This window comes from Novosphingobium sp. GV079 (assembly GCF_003058045.1).
GTDB lineage: Bacteria > Pseudomonadota > Alphaproteobacteria > Sphingomonadales > Sphingomonadaceae > Novosphingobium > Novosphingobium capsulatum.
In genome coordinates this window covers 259,321-284,636 of record NZ_QBUE01000005.1, presented here as the reverse complement: position 1 = coordinate 284,636, position 25,316 = coordinate 259,321, and the positions used below count along the sequence as shown (strand labels likewise).

Here is a 25,316-nt window from a genome sequence, read left to right as displayed (position 1 = left end):
AGCGCAGATTTCGTAAGCCAATTCTGATTGGAAGAGGGAGCAACCCATGACTTTCCGTCCGCTGCACGACCGCGTGCTGGTGCGCCGCGTCGAAGCCGAGGAAAAGACCGCCGGCGGGATCATCATCCCCGACAGCGCCAAGGAAAAGCCCGCTGAAGGCGAAATCGTTGCCGTTGGCACCGGTTCGCGCGCCGAAAACGGCACGATCACCCCGCTCGACGTCAAGGTCGGCGATCGCGTGCTGTTCGGCAAGTGGTCGGGCACCGAAGTGAAGGTGTCGGGCGAAGACCTGCTGATCATGAAGGAATCGGACATCCTGGGCGTGATCGACTGATCACCCGATTTTTCCGAATTTCCATTTCCCGTATTCAAAGGAACTGAGCAATGGCTGCCAAGGACGTACGCTTTTCGCGCGACGCGCGCGAACGCATTCTCAAGGGCGTCGACATTCTCGCCGATGCCGTGAAGGTTACGCTCGGCCCCAAGGGCCGCAACGTCGTGATCGACAAGAGCTTCGGCGCGCCGCGCATCACCAAGGACGGTGTCTCGGTCGCCAAGGAAATCGAACTCAAGGACAAGTTCGAGAACATGGGCGCCCAGATGCTGCGCGAAGTGGCATCGAAGGCCAACGACAAGGCCGGTGACGGCACCACCACCGCCACCGTGCTGGCCCAGGCCATCGTGCGCGAAGGCATGAAGTCGGTTGCCGCCGGCATCAACCCGATGGACCTCAAGCGCGGCATCGATCTGGCCGTGATCAAGGTTGTCGAAAACCTCAAGTCGCGTTCGACCCCGGTTGCCGGTTCGTCGGAAATCGCCCAGGTCGGCATCATCTCGGCCAACGGTGACGTGGAAGTCGGCGAAAAGATCGCCGAAGCCATGGAAAAGGTCGGCAAGGAAGGCGTGATCACCGTGGAAGAGGCCAAGGGCCTCGAATTCGAACTCGATGTCGTCGAAGGCATGCAGTTCGACCGCGGCTACCTCTCGCCCTACTTCATCACCAATCCCGAAAAGATGGTGGTGGAACTCGAAAACCCCTACATCCTGATCCACGAGAAGAAGCTCTCGTCGCTGCAGTCGCTGCTGCCGATCCTGGAAGCCGTGGTGCAGTCGGGCCGTCCGCTGCTGATCATCGCCGAAGACATCGAAGGCGAAGCGCTGGCCACCCTGGTGGTCAACAAGCTGCGCGGTGGCCTCAAGATCGCCGCCGTCAAGGCGCCGGGCTTCGGTGACCGTCGCAAGGCCATGCTGGGCGACATCGCCACGCTGACCGCTGGCGAAATGATCTCGGAAGACCTCGGCATCAAGCTCGAAACCGTGACGCTGGGCATGCTGGGCCAGGCCAAGAAGGTCACGATCGACAAGGACAACACCACGATCGTCGACGGCGCCGGTGCGGCCGAAGACATCAAGGGCCGTGTCGAGCAGATCCGCGCGCAGATCGAAGTCACCACTTCGGACTATGACCGCGAAAAGCTGCAGGAACGCCTGGCCAAGCTGGCTGGCGGCGTTGCCGTGATCAAGGTTGGCGGTGCCACCGAAGTTGAAGTCAAGGAACGCAAGGACCGCGTTGACGACGCCCTCCACGCCACCCGCGCTGCGGTGGAAGAAGGCATCGTGACCGGCGGTGGCACGGCTCTGCTCTATGCCACGCGCGCTCTCGAAGGCCTCACCGGTGCCAACGAAGACCAGACCCGCGGCATCGACATCGTCCGCAAGGCGATCACCGCCCCGGTCAAGCAGATCGCTGAAAACGCCGGCAGCGATGGCGCCGTCGTGGCGGGCAAGCTGCTCGACCAGGCTGACGAAGGCATTGGCTTCAACGCCGCGACCGACGTCTATGAAAACCTCAAGGCTGCTGGCGTGATCGACCCGACCAAGGTCGTGCGCACGGCGCTGCAGGATGCGGCCTCGGTCGCCGGCCTGCTGATCACCACCGAAGCGGCGATCAGCGAACGTCCGGACGACAAGCCGGCCCCGGCCGGCATGCCTGGCGGCATGGGCGGCATGGGCGGCATGGACTTCTAAGTCCACGCCAACCGCTTGGAAAAATGGGAAGGGCCGCTTGGGAAACCAGGCGGCCCTTTTCCTGTTGTCGGCCCGCCCGGGCAGTGCCATCGGACGGGAACCGCCATCGGCGTGGGGGAGTTTGCACAAACGATGAAATTCTCTCGATGGTTCGTTGGCTCAGGCTTGCTGGGCTGGGCAACGATTGGCCTGGTCGGCCACGCCCTTTATCGCCGCGCCCTGGCCCGCAACCCGGTGGCCCTGCTTGATGCAGCAGACCTGGCGCTGCGCGGCGGCCGGAGTGGCATCGCCTGCCAGGCGGAGGCCCGCTTTGGCCCCGATCCACAGCAGCGCCTGGAAGTCTATGCCCCGCCCGGCACCGCGCCCGATGCGCGGCTGCCGGTGGTGGTCTTCATCCACGGCGGTGCCTGGGACAGCGGCCGGCCGCAGGACTATCGCTTCATGGCGCGCAGCCTGATCGGCGCGATGGCGCCACAGGGCTGCGTCGTGGTGCTGGCCGGCTATCGCCTGCTGCCACAGGGCCGCTGGCCGATCATGCTGGCCGATGGTGCCCGCGCGCTGCGCTGGGTGGCTGATCACATCGGCGCGCTGGGTGGTGATCCGGCCCGCGTGGTGCTGATGGGCCATTCGGCGGGCGCCTACAACGCGCTGGCCCTGGCGCTGGACAAGCGCTGGATGGCCAACGAAGGACTTGATGCCGATGCCCTGGCGGGGGTGATCGGCCTTTCCACCCCGGCGGATTTCCTGCCGCTGGACGATCCCGCCTCGATCGCCACGTTCGGCCATTGTGCCGACCTGGCGCAAACCCAGCCGATCACCCATGCCCGCGCCGGCGCGCCGCCGCTGCTGCTGCTGCACGGCGCGCAGGACACCCGCGTGCGCCCGCGCAACAGCCTGGCCCTGGCCGCCGCGATGACCAGCGCCGGCCAGCCGACGCAGGCCCAGGTGCTGGACGGGATCGACCACGAGCGGATGATCATGGCCTTTGCCCGCCCCTTTGCGCGCGAGGCACGGCCGCTTGCAGCGGTAACCGCATTCATCACCACGGTTTGCGCTTCACCATCGGTTCATTCCGCGCCACAATAACCGGTATCGTGAAGCCTGCCCTCATTTCCTCCCGTCTGCGCCGACCCCTGGCCGCGCTGTGTTCGGCCGTCGTGGCCCTGGCGCTGACCGTGCAACCGGTCGTGGCGCAAGAGGTGCTGCGCGACGCGGAGACCGAAGCGCTGTTCCGCGATATGTCGGCCCCGCTGATCAAGGCGGCCGGGCTCGATCCGCGCAATGTAGATATCATCCTGCTCAACGATGGTTCGATCAACGCCTTCGTGGCCGGCGGGCAGGCGGTCTATATCCATTCCGGGTTGCTGGGCGCGGCCGACAACATCAACGAAGTGCAAGGCGTGGTGGCGCACGAATTGGGCCACATCACCGGGGGCCACGTGATCAGCACGGCAGGGTCGAAGCCGGCCACCGGCATCACCCTGCTGTCGCTGCTGCTCGGTGGCCTGGCCGCTGCCGCCGGTTCGGCCGACGCGGGCCTGGGCGTGTTCATGGCGGGGCAGCAGGCGGCGCTGGGCAGCTACCTCTCCTTCAGCCGCGCGCAGGAATCGCAAGCCGATGCTGCCGGTGCGCAGTTCCTGTCCAAGGCGGGGATTTCCGGGCGCGGGTCGCTGGATTTCTTCAAGAAGCTGCAGAATCAGGAATTCCGCTATGGCTTTACCCGCAATGCCGATGCGGAGTTCTATTCCACCCACCCGATGACGGCCGACCGCCTGACCTACCTTCAGGATGTCTACGAACACGATCCGGCGTGGAATACGCCGATGGACCCGCAGCTGCAGGCCCGCTTCCTGCGCGTGAAGGCCAAGCTCTATGGCTATCTGGCAGAGCCGCAGGACACGCTGCGCGCCTTTCCCGATTACCTGCAGGATGCCCCGGCCCACTACGCGCGCGCCTATGCCTATCACAAGGAAGCGCTGATGGACAAAGCGCTGGCCGAAGTGGACGCCATGCTCAAGCAACTGCCCGATGATCCCTATGCGCTGGAACTCAAGGGCCAGGTGCTGCTCGAATCCGGCCAGCCGGCCGATGCCATCCCGCCCCTGCGCCGCGCCACGCAGTTGACTGGCAACAACCCGCTGATCGCCACCACCTTTGGCCACGCCCTGCTCGCCACCGAGGACAAGGCCAACTTTGCCGAAGCGGAGCGCGTGCTCAAGGCGGCGGTAGCCAAGGACCGCGAAAATCCGTTTGCATGGTATCAGCTTGGCGTGGTCTACGAGGCCGAAGGGGATACCCCCCGCGCCCGCCTGGCCAGTGCCGAGCAGCAGTTGATGCAGATGCAGTTGCCCGAGGCAGCACGCAGCGCCCAGGCGGCCGAGGACGGCCTGCCCAAGGGCACGCCCGACTGGCTGCGCGCGCAGGATATTGCCATGTCGGCCCAGGCGATGATGGAACGGCAAAGGAAGAAGAAGTAAGCCGATGACAGCGCCTGCCCAACGCCGTTCGTTCGTGGTTCTGCTGGTCCTGGTGGCAGCCGTGGCTGCCGCCCTCGCCTGGTGGGTGGCCTCGAGCCGCCACCGTGATGCCGTGGCCCAGACGGAAACGGCCCAGCTTGACGAAGCGCAGCTGACCAAGGCCCTGGCCGATGCCGGCATCGACGGCAAGGAACGCAAGGCGCTCGAAGGGCTGGTGCGCCAGACCTTGCTCGATCATCCCGAAATCCTCAGCGATGCCGCCGCCAGGCTGGAAGCGCGCGAGGCATCGAGCCGCGTGGCGCCCTTGCGCGGCGCGCTGGAAACGCCATTTCCCGGCGCCGTGCTCGGCAACCCGCAGGGCCGCGTGACGCTGGTGGAATTCACCGACTTTGCCTGCACTTATTGCCGCGGCAGCGTGGCTGACGTGGAAGCGCTGGTGGCCGCCAATCCCGATCTCAAGGTGGTGGTGCGCGAGTTGCCGATCATCTCGGCGCAGAGCGTGCCGGCCGCGCGCATGGGCCTGGCTGCCGCCGCGCAGGGCAAATATCCGCAGTTCCACAAGGCGATGTTCAGCGGCGAGCGGCCCAGCCCGGAAAGCATCACCGCAGCCGCCGGCAAGGCCGGGCTCGATACCACGGCAGCGACTGCCTTTGCCGCGCAGCCCGGCACGATGAAGGAACTGCAGCGCAATCTCGATCTCGCGCGCCAGCTGGGCGTGAGCGGCACGCCCGCCTGGGTGGCCGGTGACCAGTTGCTGAGCGGCGCGGTGGGCAAAGAACGGCTGCAACAGGCGATCGACGCCGCGCGCAGCGGCGACAAGGCGCAAGGCGCATGATCGGGTGGCGCCAGGCAGCCGGCCTGGTGCCGCTGCTGCTTGCCATCGCCACGGCACAGCCCGCGCTGGCCCAACCCACTATGGCCAAGCCTGCTCCCCTGCAGCCGGTTGACGAGATCCAGCGCAATGACGTGACGGTGCAGAGCATCGGCTGGAAGCTCGCTCGCGCCAATGCGCTCTATTGCGCGCGCGTGGCGCCGGGCATCGGCGTGATGCTGCAGGATGTGCGCACGTTCGATGATCCGGCGCTGGCGCGGCAGGTCTATGGCCTCGCCGGCGATATTGGCGTGGGCGCGATGGCAAGCGATGGCCCGGCAGCGCGCGCGGGCCTGCCACTCAATGCCACGGTGGAGAGTGTCGATGCGCTGGCGGTATCGAGCCTGCCGGTGCCACGCCAAGGCAAGTGGGACCGGCTGTTTGCAGTGCAGGATGCGCTTGAACGCGATGCCGCGCGCGATGGCCGGGTCACGCTCGGCCTCGCCGGCGGGCAACGCCTGACGATTGCCGGCGAGCCAGTGTGCCAGGTGCGCTTCCTGATGGATGACAGCAAGGGCAATGCCGGCGCCAACCGCGACACGGTGCGCATCGGCCGGCCGATGGCCGAAGTGGCCAAGTGGGACGAGGCAGAGATCGCCGCACTCACCGCGCACGAGCTGGCCCATGCCGTGCTCGACCACCAGACCTGGCTGGAACATGGCGGCAGCGCCCGCAAGACCGAGCGCGAGGCCGATCGCCTGTCGGTGTGGCTGCTGCAAAACGCCGGCTATGATCCGGCCGCCGCCATGGCATGGATGCGGCGCATCGGCCCGCGCTATGAAATCCTGTTCTTCGCCTCGCCCGATCATGGCAGCTGGCGCACCCGCGTGCGCACCATGGCGGCAGAGATCGCGACGATGCAGGCCGCCACCCACCATGGCGTCAAGGCCGATTGGCCACGCCTGTTCCGCCGCGAGGATGGCGCCCCGCCAATGCCGCAACCGGCCGGTGTTGTGGACAAGGCACCCATGGCGCCCGGCGCGCCAAGGCGCTAGAACGCGATGGTCATGGCCATGCTGCCGCTTCGCCCCACGCCGTTCTTCGGCAACAAGAACCGCGCCTTCTGGCGGCTCCAGTTCGTTGGCTGGGGCGGCGCCATGTTGCTGCGCGCCATGTCCAGCCTGGCCAATGCCCAGCCCTGGTCGTTCCTGCTGATCGTGCTGATCGCCTCGATCACTGGCTTTTCGATCTCGTCGATCCTCTCGGTGATCTATCGCGCGTTGATCAACCGGCGCCCGATCATCACCTGGGGTGCGACGGCGCTGGTCCTGGCCGTGGCCGTGGGGCTCTATGCCTTCATCGATGCCTGGGTAATCAGCCTCTATCGCCCCGGCAGCGACGCCGGCTTTGCCCAGCTGTTCCTGGGCGTGTTCTATATCGACCTCACCCTGCTGGGGGCATGGTCCGCGCTCTATTACGCGATCAACTTCTATATCCAGGTGGAAGAGCAGAACGACCAGTTGCTCTATCTGGAAGCGCAGGCGACGTCGGCCCAGCTGGCCATGCTGCGCTACCAGCTCAACCCGCATTTCCTGTTCAACACGCTCAATTCGATTTCCACGCTGGTACTGCTCAAGCAGACCGAGCCGGCCAATGCCATGCTGACCCGGCTTTCCGCCTTCCTGCGCTATACCCTGATCAACGAGCCAACCGGCCGGGTGACGGTGGCGCAGGAGGTGGAGACGCTCAAGCTCTACCTCGATATCGAGTTGATGCGCTTTGAAGAGCGGCTGCGGACCGAGTTTCGCATCGATGACGCTGCGCGGTCGGCGCTGATGCCCTCGCTGCTGCTGCAGCCACTGGTGGAAAACGCCATCAAGTATGCGGTCAGCGCGCTGGAAGACGGCGCCCAGATCACCATCGCGGCGCAACTCGTCGGCCCCATGCTGCGGGTCACCGTGTCGGACACCGGGCCGGGCTTGCCAGCAGGCACCGATCCATCAACGCTGTTCGGTGTGCAAACCGACTCTGCCGATAGCCCATCCGCGCCAGGATACCCGGTTTCCACGGGCGTAGGCCTGCCCAACATTCGTGATCGCCTGGCGCAGGCCTATGGCAGCCAGCAGCGCTTCGAGGTGGGCAACCGCCCCGAAGGTGGCTTTGCCGTAACCATCGAACTGCCGTTCGAAGCGAAGGAGGAGCCCGCCACGCTCGCCCAACCGAGCAACCGGCTGGCACGGGCATGACGACGCAGGTGGGCATGCCTCGGGAACTTTTCGGGCTTGTCGCATTTGTCACGCGGGGGCAAAAAAACCACAACAGGGCAGACGCTCCAGGCAAAGGTAGCAAATGACCATCCGCACGATCCTCGTCGACGACGAGAAACTCGCCATCCAGGGCCTCCAGCTGCGTCTCCAGGCCTTCCCCGATGTCGAGGTGATCGACACCTGTTCCAACGGACGCGAGGCGATCCGCAAGATCAAGACCGAAAAGCCCGACCTGGTCTTTCTCGATATCCAGATGCCCGGCTTTGACGGGTTCAGCGTGGTCAAGGGTGTGATGGAAATCGATCCGCCGCTCTTCGTCTTCGTCACCGCCTATTCCGAACACGCGCTCAAGGCGTTCGAGGCCAATGCCGTGGACTACCTGCTCAAGCCGGTGGAGGAAGACCGCCTGGCCGATGCGCTTGACCGGGCGCGCACGCGCATGGCCGAAAAGCGCGGGCTGGAGGAAGTGGAAAAGCTCAAGAACGTGCTGGCCGAAGTGGCGCCCGACGCCATGCCCGAACTGGAAGACGATGGCGAAGTGGCTGCGGGCCGCTTTGAAAAGCTGATCAACATCAAGGATCGCGGCCAGATCTTCCGCGTCGATGTCGACACGATCGAGCGCATCGAGGCTGCCGGCGACTATATGTGCATCTATACCGGCGACAATTCGCTGATCCTGCGCGAAACGATGAAAGATCTCGAACGCCGGCTCGACCCGCGGGTGTTCCAGCGTGTCCACCGCTCCAAGATCGTCAACCTCGATCAGGTGCGCCAGGTGCGCCCGCATACCAATGGCGAATGCTTCCTGGTGCTGGAGTCGGGCGCCGAGGTGAAGGTGAGCCGCTCCTATCGCGACGTGGTGGCCCGCTTCGTCCACTGACGGCCATGCCGGGCTGTGCCAAGCGCCAGCCCGGCACGTCCCGCGTGCCCTCATTGGCCAATTCCGATTGGCACCTCCGCGCCCAGTCGGTAAAGCCGCGCCATGACCGATTTTGCCATTCCGGGTTTCGACCTCACCGCCTTTGTCAGCGCCACGCTTGAGGAAGATCTGGGCCTGGGGCTGCCGGGCGGCGGTCATGATGTAACCAGCGAAAGCGTGATCCCGGCCGAGGCGCGCTTTGCCGGGGTGATGGACAGCCGCGATGCCATCACGGTGTGCGGACTGCCGATTGCGGCGGCGTTCTTTCGCGCGCTCGATCCATCGGTCGATATTACCATCCTGGTGGACGAAGGCGCCCGCGTGGAACCGGGCACGGCGCTGATGTGCCTCGCCGGCAATGCCCGCGCCATGCTGACGGCGGAACGCTCTGCGCTCAATACCGTGCAGCACCTTTCTGGGGTGGCCACGCTGACGCGGCAGTATGTCGATGCCATGGGGCAGACGCGGGCGCGCCTGCTCGATACGCGCAAGACCATCCCCGGCTTTCGCCACCTGGAAAAATATGCCGTGCGCACCGGCGGCGGGCACAACCACCGCATGGGCCTGTGGGATGCGGCGATGATCAAGGACAACCACGTGCTGGTGGCCGGCGGCGTGGCCGAAGCGGTGCGCCGTGCCTTGGCCGCCGGCGTGGCCGACGTGATTTGCGAGGTGGACCACCTCGACCAGATCGAACCGGCCTTGGCGGCGGGGGCGACGCGCCTGCTGCTCGACAACATGGGGCCAGACATGCTGCGCCAGGCGGTGGCGCTGGTCGCCGGTCGCGTGCCGACCGAAGCCTCTGGCGGGGTGCGGCTCGACACGATCGCCGCGATCGCCGCATCGGGGGTGGACTATGTTTCGGTCGGCCGGTTGACGCAAAGCGCGCCCGCCGCCGATATCGGCCTCGATTTCTCGCCGCTGTAACGCCAAGGTGCCGCCGATGAAGCCCCTGCTTGCTGCTCTTGCCCTGCCGCTTGCCGCCCTGGCGCTGCCCGTTGCTGCCCTGGCGGCAGAGGCGCCGTCCTGCCGGCTGCCACCGCGCATCGATCCCGAACCGCTGCCCGCCCCGGATGGGCCGCGCCGCACCGGGCCGATGACCGGCACGACGCTGGCGCTGTCATGGTCTCCGCAGTTCTGTCGCAACCACACGGGTGACGCCATCGGCGGCACGCAGTGCGATGGCAGCCTGGGTCATTTCGGCTTCGTGCTGCACGGGCTGTGGGCCGATGGCCTGCCCGGACAATGGCCACAGTGGTGCCCCGCCACGGTGCCCAGCGCCGAAACCCTGCGCCGCGCCATGTGCATGACGCCCTCGGCCCGCCTGCTCGCCCACGAATGGGCCAAGCATGGCGCCTGCATGGCCCCCACGCCAGAGGCTTATTTTGCGCAAGGGGCGCGGCGCATGGCCGCGCTGCACCTGCCCGACATGGACAGCCTGGCCCGCCGCCGCGTGCTGACTGCGGGTGACCTGCGCCGCGCGTTCATCAGCCGCAACCCCCGCCTCACCCCGCAGTCGATCCGCATCAGCGCCAGCCCCGGCGGATGGCTGCAGGAAGTGCAGCTCTGTGCCGACCAGGCCGATCGGCCCAAGACCTGCGATGGCCTGGGCCTGGATGATGGCAGCCTGTTGCGGATCTGGCAGCGCAAGCGCTGAATGCGGGGCGGCGGCGGCCTATCCGTTGCCCCCACCCCGCTCCAGCAGCACCAGCGGCACGTCGCGGGCGCCATCGGCGTGTTCGGCATAGCGGGTAAAGCCCAGGCGTGCCGCCAGCGCGAGCGAGGCCGCGTTGTCCCCATCGATCATGCAGGCCACGCGGCGCGGGCCCTGTGGCGTGGCATGCGCGGCATCGAACCAGTCGAGCACGGCCGTCATCGCCTCGCGCGCCAGGCCCTGGCCCCAGCAGGATGGGGCAAATATCCAGCCGGCTTCGGGCACATCGTCCAGCCCCTGGCCAAAGCCGCGCCAGGAATGGAACACGCCGGCAATGCCGATCACGGCATCATCATCGCGGCGGCGGCAGGTGAAGATGCCATAGCCGTAGAGCGCCCATGAGCCGGCGTTGCGCAGCAGGCGCTGGAATTCCTCGGTCACGCTGGTGGGGCGGTTGCCAAGGTGCCGACGCACGTCCTCAGGGGCAAGCAGATCGACCAGCCCGGCATGATCGCGCGGGTGAGGATGCCACAGCGCGAGACGCTCGGTCACAAGGGCGGGCTGCAAGGCAGGCTGCTGGGCGGGCGCGGAGACGGTCACAGGTTCCATTCCCGAAACCTGCCCGATTTCCGCGGCGATGCAAGCCGATCAGCTTTCGAAAAAGCGCCAGGGCCCAGCGGGAATGCCAGCCAGCAGCCAGTGCAACGCCGTGATCAGCCCCCACAGGATCAACGCCCCGCCCCAGGCCCAGCCGAGCTGGCCCAGGTTGCGCAGGTCGGGCCAGAACGGCGAGCGGCGCGACCAGATGCGCCATTCCTTGTCATAGAGCGCCTGGAACTTGGCATCCTGGGTGCGTGCACCGCCCACCGCCATCAATGCCAGGCCGCCGTTGAGCAGCAGCGAACGCAAGCTGGGCGCCACGATCAGATGCGAAATGCCCCACAGCGCGATGGCAAACATCATCGGGTGGCGGGTGACGCGGAACACGCCCTGGGGCAGCGCGGTGGAGAGCCCGTTCATGTTGCGCGGGGCCAGCGCGGGATTGCGCGAGAATGAAGCCAGCAACAGCGCCGTGGCGGTAAAGCTGAGCAGCGAGCCAGCCAGCCAGGGCAGGACGGCATAGCCGTTCCACAGCATCGGCCCATCGGGCGCGCGATCATGCATGATCAAGACAAGGATCAGCGCGACCAGGGCGATGATCGAATAGACCGCAAGAAAGCCATTCAGCCCCAGCGCCTTGACGGCGGGTTTGCGCAAGGGATGCGAGAGTACCCAGTGGGAACCGGCAAAGAACAGCATCGCCAGGGCCAGGGGTAGATGTGATTCGATCAAGACATGCTCCGTACCCGCTGCATTGCAGCGCTCCCACGCCACTGCAAGCTAGCCTAACAATTGTTTACCATGCTCACTTAGGCGAGCATAGACGCGTGGCATCCCCCAAGCATGTCTCATTGCCGAACAAATTGATCCGAAGTGGCGCCAGACCGGCGCCACGCCGAACTACCGCACCCCATGCATCAATTTGCGCAAAACCCCCGAAAGCAGCAGAAGAACGACCCCAATCCCCACCGCAAACCAGCCGATCACATTGAAAACGCTGGTATAGGTGTCAAGACTCAGCTTGAGGTTGGTAACCTCTCCCCCCACGGTTTCCACACTTGCAACCTGCGCAACGATTCCGCCGACATATTGTGCCATGGCAATCGACAAATACCACACGCCCATCATCAGGCCGACGATGCGGGCCAGCGACAGCTTGGTGATCATGCTCATGCCGACAGGCGAGATGCACAGTTCCGCGACCGAGTGGATCAGGTAGAGGCCAGCCAGCCACCACACCGAAACCTTGAAGTCGGGGCCGGCAAAGCGGGTGCCCCAGACCAGGAACAGGAAGCCGGCGCCCACGCCCGCCAGGGCCACGCCGAACTTGACCGGGATCGAGGGTTCCAGCCCGCGCGCGGCCAGCTTGCCCCACAGGATGGTCAGCAACGGCGCCAGGGTGACGATGAACAGCGCGTTGAAGAACTGCGTCTGCCCGGCCGAAATGCTGAACAGGCCAAACACCGAAAGATCCGTGTTGCGATCGGCGAACAGCGTGAGCGAGGAACCGGCCTGCTCAAACAGCGTCCAGAACACGGTGTTGAACGTGGTCAGCACCATGGCCGCCACCATCATCTCGAATTCGACCCGGTTGCCGGTGCGCCAGGCATAGACCAGGATCGCGGGTACGCCGATCAGGAAACTGGCGAAGAGGATCTTGCCCAGCAGCGGCAGCGCCAGCACATAGGCCAGCAGGCTGGATCCGGCGGCAACCGGCTTGGCATCGAGCAGGTTCTGGAACAGCAGAATGACCGCACCCACAGCGACAAGGCCGCCGACATAGACGAACGGCGTCAGGTCGCGGCCAGACTGCACCGGCGGCTCGCCATAACCGGCCAGGCGCCCGCCATCGAACTGGATCAGCATCCAGGCAACCGCCATGCCGATCGCGGCCAACAGGAAGCCGGCCCACCACCCCACGGAATCGGCCAGCCAGGGGCAGAGGATCTGCGAGAACAGCGATCCCAGGTTGATGCCCATGTAGAAGATGGTGAAGCCGGCATCGCGGCGGCGGTCACCCGGCGCATAGAGTTCGCCCACCACGGTGGCGAGGTTGGGCTTGAAGAACCCGTTGCCCACCGCCACCAGCGACAGGCCGAGCAGCATCAGCATCACGTAGAACGACGAGCGCGTGCCGCCGGTGGCGAACTGGTCACCCGGCACGGTGCGGGCGATGTGGCCATCGGGCGCAAGCAGCGCCACGCTGCCATCGGCATTGCCCTTGATCAGCAGCTTGCTGCCATCCATGACCACATAGCGCTTTTCCAGGCCCGTGGCGGTAGGACGATCGACGGTGTTTTCGGCCACCACGTCATAGCGCTGGCCAGCGATTTCGGCATGAGGCTTGGCGGTTTCCCCGCCGAAGCACAGCACGAAATAGCCCAGCGACATCATGATCGCGCCGTATTTGACCGAGCGCTTGGAGCCGAGCACGCGATCGGCGATCAGCCCGCCCACCAGCGGGGTGAGATAGACCAGCGCGGCAAAGCCGCCGTAGAGCCCGTTGGTGGTGCTGTCGCTGAACAGGAAGTGCTTGGTGAGATAGAGCGTCAACAGCGCCCGCATGCCGTAGAAGCCGAAGCGCTCCCACATTTCGGTGGTGAACAGCCGCGCCAACTGGCGGGGATGGCCGAACCACCCGGTGTCACCATGGGCACTGGTGGACGACGGGGATAAAGGGGGCGTGTTCGCCTCGGTCATGGATGGATGCGCTCCGTGAAAAGCTGCCGGCGGGCGGGGCCGATGAATAGGCAGGGCCGATGGATATGCGACGATCGACGGTTCTGGTGGACGGCTCTTGTTGCGGAAAAGCCAGTCCGGTTGCGGCGGAAACTACCCGGATTGCGCGGTTTGGAAAGGCGCAATTTGCAACCGCGCGCCGCTTTGCAACGAACATGCGCGAGAGCGGCAAGCAACTGAATATTCCTTTCTGGAAGCCAAGCCCCACCGAAACAAACCATCGTGGCATGCGTTTTTCGCCACTGGCCGCGCCGGTCCAGCCCCACACCGGAGAGAATTTCACCTGGTGGCCGCAAATGACGCGGTTTTCGGCAAATTTCCCTGCATTTTTTGAACGTTCGATAAGTTGAACACTCGTCCGACATCTGGCACAGTGCAATTTGCGCCGCGACGGGGGTCAATCGGCGCACAAGGGACTTCATTCGATGCCGGGGGGCATCGCGGAGGGGGAGTGACATGATACGTTCCGAACTGCTGCAAGCTTTGGCCAAGGACAGCCCGGGCCTTCGCGCCGAAGAGATCGAGCGCGTGGTTGACGTGTTCTTTGACGAAATCGCCGGGCGCCTCGCCGATGGTGGCCGGGTGGAACTGCGCGGCTTTGGCGCCTTTTCCACGCGCGAACGCGATGCGCGCAAGGGCCGCAACCCGCGCACCGGCGAATCCGTCGACGTGCCGGGCAAGCGCGTGCCCTATTTCAAGCCGGGCAAGGAAATGCGCATCCGGCTCAACGCCGAGTGATCCTGCGCAGCTGATACGGTTTGGCGCCGGCGCGGCCCGCCAAGGGCCACCACGGCGCCAGGGACGCTGCTGCCAAGGGGCACGGTAGCAGCGTTACAGGGGGGGCAGGCAGCGTTTTTGCACGAGACAATGGCGCTGCCTGCCATTCATATCCCGCCAACGCACCACAGCCGGCGCGACCAGGCGACAAGCCCCAAATCTACCAAGTCTAACAGGCAGTCAGGCTCGCGTCCGGGATAGGGGCAGCGGGCCTTTTTTGCAGGGGTGCCGCGCCGCCCCCTTGGCGCGCGGCGGCCACCTGCCTATAGCCGCACAAGCCGTGCGGGCGTGGCGAAATTGGTTAGACGCAACGGACTTAAAATCCGTCGGGCTTTGCCCATGCCGGTTCAAGTCCGGCCGCCCGCACCACCATCACCTTCATGCGACAGTGGCACGCCGGCCGGCTTGAGGATCAGGCGCGCGCTTCCTGAACCCCGGCGCTGTTGTGGCGCAGTGCCTTGAGCACGGTATCGACGATATGCGGGGCGTTGAGCCCGGCCGCGTCATACTGCTTTTCGGGCGCATCGTGATCCTGGAACACATCGGGCAGGCGCATGGTGCGGATCTTGAGGCCGCCGTCGGTCAGCCCTTCGTCGCTTGCCATGGTCAGCACATGGGCGCCTAGGCCGCCAATCGCGCCTTCCTCGATCGTCACCACCACTTCGTGGGTGGCGATGAGGCGGCGGATCAGCGCATCGTCCAGCGGCTTGACGAAGCGCAGGTCGGCCACCGTGGTGGACAGCCCACGCGCATCGAGCTGGTCTGCGGCCTTGAGCGCCTCGGCCAGACGGGTGCCGAGCGAGAGGATCGCCACCTTGCTGCCTTCGCGCACGACGCGGCCCTTGCCGATTTCCAGCCGCTCGGGAACGGTGGGCAGCGGCACACCCACGCCATTGCCGCGCGGATAGCGGAAGGCGATCGGGCCGTTGTCATGACAGGCGGCGGTGTGCACCATGTGCACCAGTTCCGCCTCGTCGGCGGCGGCCATCACCACCATGTTGGGCAGGCTGGCCAGATAGGTCACGTCAAACGAGCCGGCATGCGTGGCGCCATCGGCGCCGACCAGCCCGGCGCGGTCGATGGCAAAGCGCACCGGCAGGTTCTGGATCGCCACATCGTGCACGACCTGGTCATAGGCGCGCTGCAGGAACGTGGAATAGATCGCGCAGAACGGACGCATGCCCTGCGCGGCAAGGCCGGCGGCAAACGTCACGGCATGCTGCTCAGCAATGCCCACGTCGAACAGGCGATCGGGAAAGGCCTTGGCAAACTTGTCGAGCCCGGTGCCCGACGGCATTGCCGCGGTGATCGCGCAGACCGTGGGATCGGCCTTTGCCTCGGCCATCAGGGCCTGGGCAAAGACATTGGTATAGCTGGGCGGGCCGCCCGCACTTTTCATCTGTTCGCCGGTGATCACGTCGAACTTCTGCACGCCGTGATACTTGTCGGCCGCCGCCTCGGCCGGGGCATAACCCTTGCCCTTTTGCGTGACGACGTGGACCAGGCACGGCCCTTCGGCCGCATCGCGCACGTTTTCCAGAACCGGGATCAGCTGTTCCAGGTTATGCCCATCGATCGGCCCGACATAGTAAAAGCCCAGTTCCTCGAACAGGGTGCCGCCCATGGCCATGCCGCGGGCAAATTCGTCGGTCTTCTTGGCCGCATGGTGCAGCGGGCGGGGCAGCTTGCGCGACAGGCGCTTGGCCAGTTCGCGCAGTTCCAGGAACGGGCGCGACGATACCAGCCGCGCGAGATAGCCCGAGAGGCCACCCACGGGCGGCGCAATAGACATGTCGTTGTCGTTGAGGATCACGATCAGGCGGTTGCCGGCGGCTTCGGCGTTGTTCATCGCCTCGTAGGCCATGCCCGCGCTCATCGCGCCGTCGCCGATCACCGCGATCGCCTTGCCCGGCTTGCCAGCCAGCTTGTTGGCCACGGCAAAGCCCAGCGCTGCCGAGATCGAGGTCGAGCTGTGCGCGGTACCGAACGGATCGTATTCGCTTTCGCTGCGCTTGGTGAAGCCGGAAAGGCCACCACCCTGGCGCAGGGTGCGGATGCGGCTGCGCCGCCCGGTGAGGATCTTGTGCGGATAGGCCTGGTGGCCCACATCCCACACCAACCGGTCATCGGGGGTGTTGAACACGTAATGGATCGCGGTGGTAAGTTCCACCACGCCCAGGCCGGAGCCAAGGTGCCCGCCGGTCTGCCCCACGGCCGAGATCATCTCGGCGCGCAGTTCATCGGCCAGTTGGCGCAATTGACCAGGCGCCAGGCGGCGCAGGTCGGCGGGGGTATCGACGGTGTCGAGCAAAGGCGTGGCCGGGATTTCGGTCATTATCGCGCCTTACACCCCTTGCCGCGCGCTGTCGAGAAAACCCCTATGGTTCGCACCAAGGGGCGTGGAAACAGCAGCTTGGGCCTTGTCGTCGGCCCTCACAGCGCCATGTCGAGCGCGTGGAGGGCAAGGCCCACCAGCCCACCCACCAGCGTGCCGTTGATGCGGATGAACTGCAGATCGCGGCCCACGGCGCCCTCGATCCGCGCGGTCACGGTACGGGCATCCCAGCGGCGGATGGTTTCCGACACCAGCCGCACGATCTGGCTGCCATAGCGGCTGGCCACGCCCACCAGCGTGCGCCGGGCAAAGCGGTTGACCAGCAGCGCCAGTTGCCGATCGGTTTGCAGCGCCCGGCCCAGGTCTGCCAGGGCCACGCCGATCTGGCCCGACAGCGCGCCATTGCTACCGCCGCGCACCGCCGCCAGCAAGCCACCGCGCGCGCGCTCCCACAGCGCGTCGAGCCAGTCGGTGAACGCGGGGTTGGCCAGCACTTCGGCCTTCATGCCTTCGACGCGGGCGCGCATGGCGGGGTCTTCGACGAGGTCGTGGGCAAGCTGTTCCAGCCCTTCCACGATCTTCATGCGCAGCGGGTGATCGGGGTGCACCACGGCTTCGGCCAGCAGCTTGTAGATGCCATCGAGAATGGTGTTGGCTAGCCGCTCGTCCAGCTTGACCAGCCGCACCAGGGCATTGGCGCGATCGTGGATCAGGGTACGCAGCAGCGCCTCGTTGGCTTCCAGGGTCTGCGCCGTCTTGGCCAGCAGCGCCTCGATCAGCGGCAGATGGCGCCCGTCGGCAATCATCGCCTGCAGCATCTGGCCCAGGAGCGGCGCCAGGTCGATGCGGTCGATCTGCTGGCGCAAGGCCTGCTTGGCCATGCCGCCCAGCTTTTCCCGGTCGAGCGATTCCAGGATATCGGCCGCGAGGCTGGCGGCACCAGCTGCCAGGCGCCCCTGCTCCCCGCCCTGGCGTGGCGCCGCCAGGAAGGAACCGGCCGCCCCGGCCACGTCCAGCCCGGCCATGCGCCGCGCCACCACTTGTGGGGTGAGGAAATTGGACTGGAGGAAGCCGGCCAGGGAATCGGCGATGCGATCCTTGTTTTCAGGGATGATCGCGGTGTGCGGGATCGGCAGGCCCAGGGGATGGCGGAACAGCGCGGTGACGGCAAACCAGTCGGCCAGGCCGCCAACCATCGCCGCCTCGGCAAAGGCGCGCAGATAGCCCCAGCCCGGCGCAGCGCCCGGCGCGGCCAGCATGGTGCGCGCCAGAGCAAACAGCCCGGCCATCACCACCAGCAGGCCGGTGGCGACTAGGCGCGTGGTGCGCGCCCGGTCAACGGGCTGGATCAGGGGCCTTGCAGCGCGGGCCAGACGGCGGGGAGTGATGGTCACTCCGCCGGGAATGCCTCATGCACGGTGTGGTTCCCATCGGCATGGCCGCCGGGGCTGCCAGGCGCACCCTTGGCGCCATGCCCGGCGGCACGCGGCTGGCTGGCCAGGAACACGCGGGCAAGCCAAGGTCCCAGCCGCTTTTCAAAGCCGTCAGCCAGGCTGAAACCGGCCGGCACGATCAGCAGCGTGAGCAGGGTGGAGAGCGTGAGGCCGCCGATCACCACCGTGCCCATTGGCGCGCGCCAGCCCGCGTCACCGCCCACCGAAATGGCAGTGGGCACCATGCCGGCGATCATCGCCACGGTGGTCATGATGATTGGTTGCGCGCGCTTGTGCCCGGCCTCGGTAATCGCCTCCAGCTTGCCCTTGCCGGTCGACATTTCCTCGATCGCAAAGTCGATCAGCAGGATCGAGTTCTTGGCGACGATGCCGAACAGCATCAGCACGCCAATGAACACCGGCAGGCTCAGTGCCTGGCCAACCAGGCCCAGCAGCATCAGCCCACCCAGCGGCGCCAGGAACAGCGAGCCCATGTTGACCAGCGGCGAGACGAAGCGGTGATAGAGCAGCACCAGCACCGAGAACACCAGCAGCACGCCGGTGGCGAGCGCGATGAAGAAGTTGGTGAGCATTTCCTGCTGCCAGCGGTCTTCCCCGGCCGGGGCGTTGGACACGCCGGTGGGCAGGTTCTGCATGATCGGCAGCTTGGCAATGGCATCCATCGCCGTGCCCTTGACCACGCCGGGCGGCAGATCGGCGCCCACGAAGATACGGTGGTTCTGGTTGTAGCGCTGGATCGTCGTCGGGCCCGAGCCAAAGCCAATGCTGGCAACGCGCGCCAGCGGCACCGACGTGCCCATCGCGGTCTGCACCGGCAGGTTTTCGATGGTCGACAGATCGCGGCGGGAATCGAGCGGCAGCTTGACCCGGATCGGCACCTGGCGATCGGACAGCGAGAACTTGGCGCTGTTCATGTCGATTTCGCCCTGGGTGGCGATGCGGATCGTCTGGCTGAGCGCCTGGGTCGTCACGCCGAGCGAGGCGGCCAGATCAAGATGCGGGGTGATGACGATTTCCGGGCGGCGCAAGTCGGCGCTGATGCGCGGCGCCACCAGTTGCTTGAGCCCGCTCATCTGCTGCACCAGGGTTTGCGCGGTGCGCTGCAGGAGATCGGGATCAGAGCCCGAGAGCATCACGCTGATCGGCCGGCCCGAGCCGCCACCGCCGCCGCCATTCTGGCTTTGGAACGTGACGCGCGCATCGGCGATCTGCTGCAGGCGCGGGGTCAGTTCGCGCTGGAACTGCAGGCTGGTGCGCGGGCGGTCCTTGCGCAGCGTCATGATGATGCGCCCGCTGCCCTCGGTGATCCGCTCCAGCGCCACTTCGATCTCGGGCTCGTTGCGGATCAGGTTGTACACCTCGTCCACCTTGGCGGCCGTCTGGTCGATCGTGGTGCCGGGCACCATTTCCACGTTGATCTGCGAGAAATCGCTATCGGTATCGGGGAAGAACTGCGTGGGGATGACCACGAACATAGCGCCCGTCAGCAGTAGCGCGCCAAGGCCGATGCCCATCATCCACAGGCGGTGATCGCGCAGCCGCGCCCGCACGCGGCGGCGCGGATGCAGCGCGCGATAGGCCGCCGCGCGCGTGGTATCGAGCGACCAGCGCAGCACCGCCATATAGCGGTCCATCCACGGGCCTTCGCCATGGGGAATGTCGCGCTGGTCACGCTTGAGGAAATAGGCCGCGACCATCGGCGTGATCATGCGCGCCACCAGCAGCGAGAACAGCACCGCCACCACCACGGTCAGGCCGAAGTTCTTGAAGAACTGGCCCGAGATGCCCGGCATCAGGCCCACGGGAAGGAACACCGCCACGATCGAGAAGGTAGTCGCCACCACCGCCAGGCCGATTTCGTCGGCAGCGTCGATCGCGGCCTGAAACGGGGTCTTGCCCATGCGGATATGCCGCACGATGTTCTCGATTTCCACGATCGCATCGTCCACCAGCACGCCCGCCACCAGGCCCAGCGCAAGCAGCGACATGGTGTTGAGCGTAAAGCCCATGAGATGCATCACGGCGAACGTGGGAATGGCCGAGAGCGGAATGGCGATGGCCGACACGAACGTGGCCCGCCAATCGCGCAGGAAGAAGAACACCACGATCACCGCCAGCACCGCGCCTTCGACCATCGAGGACATCGAGGTGTGGTACTGCTGCTTGGTGTAGTTCACGCTGGTGAACAGCTGGGTGAAGCGGATCTTGTGGCCCTGCTCGGCCGAGATCTTGGCCAGTTCCTTGACCGTGTCATCATAGACGCTGACATCGGATTCGCCGCGGGCACGGGCAATGCTGAACGTGACGACCGGCTTGCCGTTGAACTTGGCGATCGAGGTGATTTCGCTGAAGCTGTCGCGCACGTCGGCGACATCGGACAGGCGGATCACCCGCCCGGCAGCGACCGAAATCTGCGTCTGCCCCAGATCGAAGGCGGACCGCGCATTGCCGAGCACGCGCACCGACTGGCGCGCACCGGCCACTTCGGCCTTGCCGCCCGCGGCGTTGAGATTGACCTGGCGCAGCGCATTGTTGACCTGCATCGCGGTCACGCCGAACGACTTCATGCGCATGGGATCGAGCGTCACGGCGATTTCACGGGTCACGCCGCCGGCGCGGTGGACCTCGGCCATGCCAGGCACCGCCAGCAGGCGCTTGGCCACGGTATCGTCGACGAACCACGACAGTTGCTCGATTGTCATGTCGTCGGCCGAAACCGCCCAATAGGCGATGGGATCGGACGAGGTTTCGGCCTTGAATACCTGCGGTTCCAGGATGCCGTCGGGCAGGTCGCCACGCACCTGGTCCACCGCGTTCTTCACTTCGGCCACCGCGCCATAGATGTCGGTGCCGATCTTGAACTGCACCATCGTCTGGCTGGAGCCTTCCGACGCGGTGGAGGTGATCGTGTCGACCCCGGCGATAGTGCGCACGGCGCTTTCCACCCGCTGCGTGATCTGGGTCTCGATTTCGGTCGGCGCGGCGCCGGGCTGGCTGATCTGCACGATCACCAGCGGAAACTCGATATCGGGCTGGTCCTGCACCTTCATCAGCATGAAGGAGACCAGGCCCGCCAGGGTCAGCCCCAGGAACAGGACGATGGGAACGACCGGGTTGCGGATGGACCAGGCCGAGAGATTGCGAAAGTTCATGGCCGTTTCCCTGGTCCGATCACGGGTGGTCGATCAGTGCGCCGCGGCGGCGGAGCCGGCCGTGACCGGCCGGACCGTATCGCCGGGATTGAGGAAGCCACCCGCGCGCAGCACCACGCGCTCGTTGCCCGAGAGACCTTCGCGCACGACGATCCCGTGCGCGGTGACGTCACCGATCTTCACCGCGCGGCGCGTCACCTTGTTGGCGCCATCGAGGATATAGACGAAGCTGCCGTTTTCATCGCTGAGAATGGCGGTTTCGGGCAGGACCGGCGCCGTGGTGACGCCGCTGCGGATCGTGGCGCTGGCAAAGCCGCCCGGACGCAGCGCGGGATCATAGCGCAGCGCGATGCGGGCAATCCCCTCGCGCGTGGTCGGATCGATCGTGGGAGCCACCTGCCACACCGTGCCGGTAAAGCTTTGCGCCGTGCCGACCGGGGTGATCTGGGCGGTCACGCCCACGTGCATGCGCGCCAGGTCCACTTCGGCAAGGCGTGCCTGCATTTCCAGTTCGCCATCCTTGGCCATGCGGAACAGCGTGCCGCTGCCCGCGCTGACGATCTGGCCGGGCTCTACCGCGCGGGTCAGCACCAAGCCATCGGCCGGGGCCACGATGTTGAGCCGCGCCGTGCTGGCGCGCAGCTGGCCCAGCGTGGCGCGGGCCACGCGCACCTGCGCCACGGCGGCATCGCGCGTGGCGGTCAGCTGATCGATATCGGCCTTGGAGATAAAGCCCTTGGCCACCAGCTTGAGCGCGCGATCAAGGTTGCTCTGGGCAATGCGGGCGTTGGCTTCCTGCACCTGCACCCCGGCGGCCTGGCTGGCCACCTGCTGCACCTGGACCGAACGATCGACCACGGCCAATACTTGCCCGGCATGAACCCAGGTTCCGGCATCGACCAGCACGCTGCGCACGATACCGCCTTCGCCGGCAATGCCCACGGGCATTTCGCGCTTGGCGGCAATCACGCCGCTGGCCACCACGGTGGCGTCAACGGTCTGCTGGCCCGGCGCCACCACCGTAACGGTCTGAGCCTGGGTGGCGGCATCGGGCGCCTTGGGCCCGCCGGCATCGCGGTGCATCAGCCACCAGGCGAGAGCCAGCAGCACGACCAGCCCCGCGCCGATGGCAAAGGCACGCCGCCGATTGCCACCGGTTGCCGGCACATCGGCCAGGCTGCTCATGTCTTGCGTCTTGTCCAGCAGAATTGCCTCCCCAGCCCAACCGGCAAGCGCGTACCATACGGCACCACGCAGCCCAGGCCACGATCCCCTTTGCCCGCCCCATCCTTGCGCCATGCGCAGCGACAGGCCGGGCGATGTGTTCCCAACGTCGGTCTAACGTGGCGGCCGGTTGCCCGGCTGCCTGTCATCGCGGCCGGCCACCGGCATGGGCCAGCCGCCGGTAACGCCGGTCGCCGGCATGGCCCCCGCCTTCGCCAAGCGCCGCGCATCAAGCGCCACGTTCCGAAGGTTCCTTACCTTGCCAGCATTTACGCAGCTTTTAGCGGGCGCAACGACCAGTTGCAATCACGGCTCGACAAACAACGTCATAACCGAAGCATTTGCGCTTCGCCTCGGCAACGAACCCACCGCTGCGGGGCCGAGACGCCAAAACGGCCGCCCGGGTTGCCCCGGACGGCCGCACCGTGGATGGCGGTGTGACGCGGGCTGCCAGCCCCGGCGCAATGCACCGGGCCGGCAAGCCAGCGCGTGATCAATACTTGAGCTGGCGCTCGTAAAGGTCGCGATAGTGCTGGATACGCGTGACCCGCAGGCCCTGCATCCCCGAGCGATCCACCGCGCGCTGCCACGAGGCGAATTCTTCGAGGGTGAGGCCATAGCGTTCGCACGCCTCATCAATGGTCAGCAACCCACCGTTGACCGCCGCGACCACTTCGGCCTTGCGGCGCACCACCCAGCGGGTGGTGTTGGCGGGGGGCAGGTTATCCAGCGTCAGCGGTTCACCCAAGGGACCAATAACCTGCGCCGGCCTGATTTTCTGATTTTCGATCATGGCACTTCTCGTCGGTCAGCTGAGCCTTTCGGCGGGGGGGACGGCCTGTTTGGCTTCATCACCGTTGTGCTTCCCTCCATTTTGCCATTCACTGAAGAGTTTGGGTTAACGAGATCTTCATGACCTGCCGTGTGTTCACCTGCCTTGTGCAACATCCAGGCTGCGACCCGATGGAAGCTGCCAAGGCCCGTTCCGCCCGGCATCGCCAGTACGGAATCCTGCGACACCCGCCGCAGGTCCTGTGCGGCTTCCAGCCGGGCACAGAATTCGGCCCAGTGCAGCTGGCGCAGCACCCCTGCCGATTCGGCGCCCACCAGGCCGCGCAGATCTTCAAAACCCAAATCCATGGGGCTGACAGTAGCCCGATAGGGATAAGGGAGTGTAAAACCGCCCTTTACAAAAAATTAACCACATGGCCAGCGCACCCCGCCCGTTCCGTGCCATTTTTGCGCTGAAAACCGTGGGAAAAGCGCCTATGGGCGGGCCATGTCGCATTGCATCCCCCCTTCCGCGATCCCCAAACTGGTGCCTGATTTTACCGGCCTGGCCGATCCATTGCCCCTGTTCGATCTGGCCGCCCCGGCCAGCGCGCGGCGCATCGTGGTGGCCATGTCGGGCGGGGTGGACAGCTCGGTAGTGGCCGGGCTGGCGGCTGCCAGCGGCGCCGAAGTCATTGGTATCACGCTGCAACTTTACGATTACGGCGCCGCCACTGGGCGCAAGGGCGCCTGTTGCGCCGGCGATGATATCCGCGATGCCCGCGCCGTGGCCGATCGCCTGGGTATTGCCCACTATGTGTTCGATCACGAATCGCGTTTCCGCGAAGAGGTGGTCGAACGCTTTGCCGACGATTACCTCGCGGGCCGCACGCCGATCCCGTGCATCCGCTGCAACATGGGCCCCAAGTTCACCGATCTTTTGGCCATGGCGCGCGAACTGGGCGCCGATTGCCTGGCAACCGGGCACTATGTTCGCCGTATTGCCACGCCCCAAGGCGCGCAGTTGCATCGCGCCGCCGATCCCGCCCGCGACCAGAGCTATTTTCTCTATGGCACGACGCAGGAACAGCTCGATTTCCTGCGCTTCCCGCTAGGTGGCCTGCCCAAGCCGCAGGTGCGCGCGCTGGCCCAGGCCATGGGCCTGGCCGTTGCCGCCAAGCCCGACAGCCAGGACATCTGCTTCGTGCCCGATGGCGATTACGCCAAGATCGTGCGCAGCGTTCGCCCCGAAGGCGGGCGCCCCGGCACGATCGTCCATGCCCAGAGCGGCGTCGTGCTGGGCCAGCACCAGGGCGTGATCCACTATACCGTGGGCCAGCGGCGCGGGCTGGAAATCGGCGGCCAGCCTGAGCCGCTCTATGTCGTGGGCCTGGATGCGGCCAATGCCCGCGTGCTGGTGGGCCCGCGCCAGTTGCTGGGCGTGGCCGCAGCCCGCGTGATCGAGACCAACCGCATCGGCGCCCTGCCCACCGATGGCACGCCGCTGACCGCCAAGGTGCGCTCGCTGGCAAAGCCGGTGCCGGTTACACTGGACGGCCCGTTCGGCGATGGTGCCGCCACCACCTTGCGCTTTGCCGCGCCCGAATATGGCGTGGCTCCGGGCCAGGCGGCGGTGCTCTATGCCGGGGAACGGGTGATCGGCGGCGGCTGGATCGACGGCACCGAAGCGGCCGAGCCGCTGGCTGCGCTGTAAAGCCCGGCAGGGCAGGGGTTGAGATCTCCTGCCCGCGCCTCAGTCGCGCCAGGCCTGCAACTGGCAGCCCCAGCCTTCGCGATAGGTGGCGGTCTGCGCCGCGGCGAGCGGAACCGTAGCGGTCACGCTGTGGGCGGCGGCATCCTCCGCCAGCGAGACCGGGAAGCGGCCCTTGGGATTGTCCTTTTCGCAATCACCCAGCGCCCTGCCGCCAATATAGCGGCACGAGCAGGCCAGGCGGGCGGCGCGCGCCGCCTCGATTCGCGCGTTGTCGTGCGCCGGGCGCCAGACAAAGGCGACGAATACCGCGCCCACGACAAGGCCGATGATGACGATTGCTGCCAGCCCGCGCCAGGCCCAGTGCCCCGCGCGGCGGGGCCCTGGAGATGGAGAC

At 66.2% G+C, this 25,316-nt stretch carries 23 protein-coding genes and 1 tRNA gene; 14 read left to right on the top strand and 10 right to left on the bottom strand.

Annotation, left to right across the window (positions count from 1 at the left end; genetic code table 11):
* Positions 1 to 46: 46 nt before the first annotated feature.
* From groES to C8K14_RS09200, 10 genes are all read left to right on the top strand, one after another.
* Positions 47 to 334, top strand: coding sequence for a co-chaperone GroES (gene groES / locus C8K14_RS09245; protein ID WP_107716443.1), 288 nt, complete (start codon positions 47 to 49; stop codon positions 332 to 334).
* A 50-nt stretch (positions 335 to 384) separates the two neighbouring features.
* Positions 385 to 2,028, top strand: coding sequence for a chaperonin GroEL (gene groL / locus C8K14_RS09240; RefSeq protein WP_022676484.1), 1,644 nt, complete (start codon positions 385 to 387; stop codon positions 2,026 to 2,028).
* A gap of 132 nt (positions 2,029 to 2,160) precedes the next feature.
* Positions 2,161 to 3,114 (top strand): alpha/beta hydrolase, encoded by a 954-nt coding sequence (locus tag C8K14_RS09235; protein WP_107716442.1) that lies wholly within the window; start codon positions 2,161 to 2,163, stop codon positions 3,112 to 3,114.
* A gap of 47 nt (positions 3,115 to 3,161) precedes the next feature.
* A complete protein-coding gene (locus tag C8K14_RS09230; protein ID WP_233251005.1) occupies positions 3,162 to 4,505 on the top strand; it encodes a M48 family metalloprotease in 1,344 nt (447 codons plus the stop codon).
* A 4-nt stretch (positions 4,506 to 4,509) separates the two neighbouring features.
* Positions 4,510 to 5,340, top strand: a complete 831-nt coding sequence (locus C8K14_RS09225; RefSeq protein WP_084390778.1) for a DsbA family protein — start codon at positions 4,510 to 4,512, stop codon at positions 5,338 to 5,340.
* Positions 5,337 to 6,371 (top strand): hypothetical protein, encoded by a 1,035-nt coding sequence (locus C8K14_RS09220; RefSeq protein ID WP_107716441.1) that lies wholly within the window; start codon positions 5,337 to 5,339, stop codon positions 6,369 to 6,371. The genes C8K14_RS09225 and C8K14_RS09220 overlap by 4 nt, the downstream gene beginning before the upstream one ends.
* Positions 6,372 to 6,383: 12 nt before the next feature.
* Positions 6,384 to 7,562: a sensor histidine kinase gene (locus C8K14_RS09215; RefSeq protein WP_107716530.1), complete on the top strand. Its 1,179-nt coding sequence runs from the start codon at positions 6,384 to 6,386 to the stop codon at positions 7,560 to 7,562.
* A 103-nt stretch (positions 7,563 to 7,665) separates the two neighbouring features.
* Positions 7,666 to 8,463 carry a LytTR family DNA-binding domain-containing protein gene (locus tag C8K14_RS09210; RefSeq protein WP_054131754.1) on the top strand — a complete coding sequence of 266 codons (798 nt, stop codon included), beginning with the start codon at positions 7,666 to 7,668 and terminating at the stop codon, positions 8,461 to 8,463.
* Positions 8,464 to 8,565: 102 nt separating this feature from the next.
* Positions 8,566 to 9,429: a carboxylating nicotinate-nucleotide diphosphorylase gene (gene nadC / locus C8K14_RS09205; RefSeq protein ID WP_107716440.1), complete on the top strand. Its 864-nt coding sequence runs from the start codon at positions 8,566 to 8,568 to the stop codon at positions 9,427 to 9,429.
* Positions 9,430 to 9,445: 16 nt separating this feature from the next.
* Positions 9,446 to 10,159, top strand: coding sequence for a ribonuclease T(2) (locus C8K14_RS09200; protein WP_107716439.1), 714 nt, complete (start codon positions 9,446 to 9,448; stop codon positions 10,157 to 10,159).
* An 18-nt stretch (positions 10,160 to 10,177) separates the two neighbouring features.
* On the opposite strand, the gene C8K14_RS09195 is transcribed toward C8K14_RS09200, so the two are convergent.
* The 3 genes from C8K14_RS09195 to C8K14_RS09185 all read right to left on the bottom strand — a co-directional run bounded on the left by C8K14_RS09195 (position 10,178) and on the right by C8K14_RS09185 (position 13,456).
* Positions 10,178 to 10,765: a GNAT family N-acetyltransferase gene (locus tag C8K14_RS09195; protein WP_107716438.1), complete on the bottom strand. Its 588-nt coding sequence runs from the start codon at positions 10,763 to 10,765 to the stop codon at positions 10,178 to 10,180.
* A 39-nt stretch (positions 10,766 to 10,804) separates the two neighbouring features.
* Positions 10,805 to 11,488 carry an NnrU family protein gene (locus C8K14_RS09190; RefSeq protein WP_231627658.1) on the bottom strand — a complete coding sequence of 228 codons (684 nt, stop codon included), beginning with the start codon at positions 11,486 to 11,488 and terminating at the stop codon, positions 10,805 to 10,807.
* A gap of 168 nt (positions 11,489 to 11,656) precedes the next feature.
* Complete coding sequence (locus C8K14_RS09185) at positions 11,657 to 13,456, bottom strand: peptide MFS transporter (RefSeq protein ID WP_107716437.1); 1,800 nt, start codon at positions 13,454 to 13,456, stop codon at positions 11,657 to 11,659.
* A 65-nt stretch (positions 13,457 to 13,521) separates the two neighbouring features.
* On the opposite strand from C8K14_RS09185, the gene C8K14_RS22345 reads away from it, so the two are divergent.
* From C8K14_RS22345 to C8K14_RS09170, 3 genes are all read left to right on the top strand, one after another.
* Positions 13,522 to 13,845 carry a hypothetical protein gene (locus tag C8K14_RS22345; RefSeq protein WP_133726784.1) on the top strand — a complete coding sequence of 108 codons (324 nt, stop codon included), beginning with the start codon at positions 13,522 to 13,524 and terminating at the stop codon, positions 13,843 to 13,845.
* 106 nt (positions 13,846 to 13,951) lie between these two features.
* Positions 13,952 to 14,233, top strand: coding sequence for an integration host factor subunit beta (locus C8K14_RS09175; RefSeq protein ID WP_022677879.1), 282 nt, complete (start codon positions 13,952 to 13,954; stop codon positions 14,231 to 14,233).
* 321 nt (positions 14,234 to 14,554) lie between these two features.
* Positions 14,555 to 14,641, top strand: a tRNA-Leu gene (locus C8K14_RS09170).
* Positions 14,642 to 14,684: 43 nt separating this feature from the next.
* On the opposite strand, the gene dxs is transcribed toward C8K14_RS09170, so the two are convergent.
* The 6 genes from dxs to C8K14_RS22340 form a co-directional block, all read right to left on the bottom strand.
* Positions 14,685 to 16,607 carry a 1-deoxy-D-xylulose-5-phosphate synthase gene (dxs, locus tag C8K14_RS09165; RefSeq protein WP_107716435.1) on the bottom strand — a complete coding sequence of 641 codons (1,923 nt, stop codon included), beginning with the start codon at positions 16,605 to 16,607 and terminating at the stop codon, positions 14,685 to 14,687.
* A 98-nt stretch (positions 16,608 to 16,705) separates the two neighbouring features.
* Positions 16,706 to 17,896, bottom strand: coding sequence for a DUF445 domain-containing protein (locus C8K14_RS09160; RefSeq protein WP_107716529.1), 1,191 nt, complete (start codon positions 17,894 to 17,896; stop codon positions 16,706 to 16,708).
* A 101-nt stretch (positions 17,897 to 17,997) separates the two neighbouring features.
* A complete protein-coding gene (locus C8K14_RS09155) occupies positions 17,998 to 21,213 on the bottom strand; it encodes an efflux RND transporter permease subunit (RefSeq protein ID WP_082350088.1) in 3,216 nt (1,071 codons plus the stop codon).
* A gap of 33 nt (positions 21,214 to 21,246) precedes the next feature.
* Positions 21,247 to 22,398, bottom strand: a complete 1,152-nt coding sequence (locus C8K14_RS09150) for an efflux RND transporter periplasmic adaptor subunit (protein WP_107716434.1) — start codon at positions 22,396 to 22,398, stop codon at positions 21,247 to 21,249.
* Positions 22,399 to 22,930: 532 nt separating this feature from the next.
* Complete coding sequence (locus tag C8K14_RS09145) at positions 22,931 to 23,230, bottom strand: DUF1153 domain-containing protein (protein ID WP_022677617.1); 300 nt, start codon at positions 23,228 to 23,230, stop codon at positions 22,931 to 22,933.
* A complete protein-coding gene (locus C8K14_RS22340) occupies positions 23,227 to 23,577 on the bottom strand; it encodes a hypothetical protein (RefSeq protein WP_133726783.1) in 351 nt (116 codons plus the stop codon). Before C8K14_RS22340 ends, C8K14_RS09145 begins: the two co-directional genes overlap by 4 nt.
* Positions 23,578 to 23,716: 139 nt before the next feature.
* On the opposite strand from C8K14_RS22340, the gene mnmA reads away from it, so the two are divergent.
* Positions 23,717 to 24,922: a tRNA 2-thiouridine(34) synthase MnmA gene (mnmA, locus tag C8K14_RS09140; RefSeq protein ID WP_107716433.1), complete on the top strand. Its 1,206-nt coding sequence runs from the start codon at positions 23,717 to 23,719 to the stop codon at positions 24,920 to 24,922.
* Between the two features lie 39 nt (positions 24,923 to 24,961).
* Here the strand turns inward: mnmA and C8K14_RS09135 are convergent, their stop codons facing one another.
* Complete coding sequence (locus C8K14_RS09135; protein WP_233250993.1) at positions 24,962 to 25,237, bottom strand: hypothetical protein; 276 nt, start codon at positions 25,235 to 25,237, stop codon at positions 24,962 to 24,964.
* Between the last annotated feature and the right edge of the window lie 79 nt (positions 25,238 to 25,316).

What these genes read in the sequence shown, in the direction of transcription:
- C8K14_RS09235 (WP_107716442.1), top strand. Translation starts at nt 2,161, where the DNA reads ATGAAATTCTCTCGATGGTTCGTTGGCTCAGGCTTGCTGGGCTGGGCA.
- C8K14_RS09215 (WP_107716530.1), top strand. Translation starts at nt 6,384, where the DNA reads ATGGCCATGCTGCCGCTTCGCCCCACGCCGTTCTTCGGCAACAAGAAC.
- C8K14_RS09150 (WP_107716434.1), bottom strand. Translation starts at nt 22,398, where the DNA reads ATGAGCAGCCTGGCCGATGTGCCGGCAACCGGTGGCAATCGGCGGCGT.
- C8K14_RS09195 (WP_107716438.1), bottom strand. Translation starts at nt 10,765, where the DNA reads ATGGAACCTGTGACCGTCTCCGCGCCCGCCCAGCAGCCTGCCTTGCAG.
- C8K14_RS09155 (WP_082350088.1), bottom strand. Translation starts at nt 21,213, where the DNA reads ATGAACTTTCGCAATCTCTCGGCCTGGTCCATCCGCAACCCGGTCGTT.
- C8K14_RS22340 (WP_133726783.1), bottom strand. Translation starts at nt 23,577, where the DNA reads ATGGATTTGGGTTTTGAAGATCTGCGCGGCCTGGTGGGCGCCGAATCG.
- dxs (WP_107716435.1), bottom strand. Translation starts at nt 16,607, where the DNA reads ATGACCGAAATCCCGGCCACGCCTTTGCTCGACACCGTCGATACCCCC.
- C8K14_RS09145 (WP_022677617.1), bottom strand. Translation starts at nt 23,230, where the DNA reads ATGATCGAAAATCAGAAAATCAGGCCGGCGCAGGTTATTGGTCCCTTG.
- C8K14_RS09175 (WP_022677879.1), top strand. Translation starts at nt 13,952, where the DNA reads ATGATACGTTCCGAACTGCTGCAAGCTTTGGCCAAGGACAGCCCGGGC.
- C8K14_RS22345 (WP_133726784.1), top strand. Translation starts at nt 13,522, where the DNA reads ATGCGACGATCGACGGTTCTGGTGGACGGCTCTTGTTGCGGAAAAGCC.
- C8K14_RS09210 (WP_054131754.1), top strand. Translation starts at nt 7,666, where the DNA reads ATGACCATCCGCACGATCCTCGTCGACGACGAGAAACTCGCCATCCAG.
- C8K14_RS09200 (WP_107716439.1), top strand. Translation starts at nt 9,446, where the DNA reads ATGAAGCCCCTGCTTGCTGCTCTTGCCCTGCCGCTTGCCGCCCTGGCG.
- groES (WP_107716443.1), top strand. Translation starts at nt 47, where the DNA reads ATGACTTTCCGTCCGCTGCACGACCGCGTGCTGGTGCGCCGCGTCGAA.
- C8K14_RS09220 (WP_107716441.1), top strand. Translation starts at nt 5,337, where the DNA reads ATGATCGGGTGGCGCCAGGCAGCCGGCCTGGTGCCGCTGCTGCTTGCC.
- C8K14_RS09185 (WP_107716437.1), bottom strand. Translation starts at nt 13,456, where the DNA reads ATGACCGAGGCGAACACGCCCCCTTTATCCCCGTCGTCCACCAGTGCC.
- nadC (WP_107716440.1), top strand. Translation starts at nt 8,566, where the DNA reads ATGACCGATTTTGCCATTCCGGGTTTCGACCTCACCGCCTTTGTCAGC.
- mnmA (WP_107716433.1), top strand. Translation starts at nt 23,717, where the DNA reads ATGTCGCATTGCATCCCCCCTTCCGCGATCCCCAAACTGGTGCCTGAT.
- groL (WP_022676484.1), top strand. Translation starts at nt 385, where the DNA reads ATGGCTGCCAAGGACGTACGCTTTTCGCGCGACGCGCGCGAACGCATT.
- C8K14_RS09225 (WP_084390778.1), top strand. Translation starts at nt 4,510, where the DNA reads ATGACAGCGCCTGCCCAACGCCGTTCGTTCGTGGTTCTGCTGGTCCTG.
- C8K14_RS09160 (WP_107716529.1), bottom strand. Translation starts at nt 17,896, where the DNA reads ATGGCCGGGCTGTTTGCTCTGGCGCGCACCATGCTGGCCGCGCCGGGC.